General features: G+C 62.5%; 1 protein-coding gene. It reads left to right on the top strand.

What is annotated here, in order from left to right:
• Positions 1-435 (top strand): TonB-dependent receptor domain-containing protein (locus tag J0A65_RS25915; protein ID WP_206597070.1); only part of this gene is annotated, 435 nt, incomplete at both ends.

Here is a 435-nt window from a genome sequence, read left to right as displayed (position 1 = left end):
AGAACACCTCGCGCTTCTACCTGGGGGACGCGCACCAGTTCGCCGTCACCTATGGCAGTGAAGTGTTCCGCGACACCTTCTCGCCCGAAACCACGCGTACGCCATCGACCAACGAAACGGCCTATCCCTATATCAAGGGGGCTACGCCCGAGGGCGAGCGAACCATGGCCAGTCTGTTCGGTCAGGTGCTCTACGACTACGACGGCTGGCTGACTGTCGATGCCGGGTTGCGCTACGACCGCTATCGCCTCGAGGGCGATACCGGGCTGACGGTGTGGATGCTGCCCGATGGTCAGTTCACCGCCAGCAACAATGTCGAGCGCTCGCTGGTATTCGACGTGGATCGTGAGGAAGGACGCTTCTCGCCGACCTTGGGTGTTGCGATCAAGCCGGGGCTGGACTGGTTGCAGCTCTCTACGCGCTGGGGCAAGGGCT

The organism is Bowmanella yangjiangensis (assembly GCF_017255015.1).
Lineage (GTDB): Bacteria > Pseudomonadota > Gammaproteobacteria > Enterobacterales > Alteromonadaceae > Bowmanella > Bowmanella yangjiangensis.
This window is presented reverse-complemented; position numbering and strand designations above follow the sequence as displayed.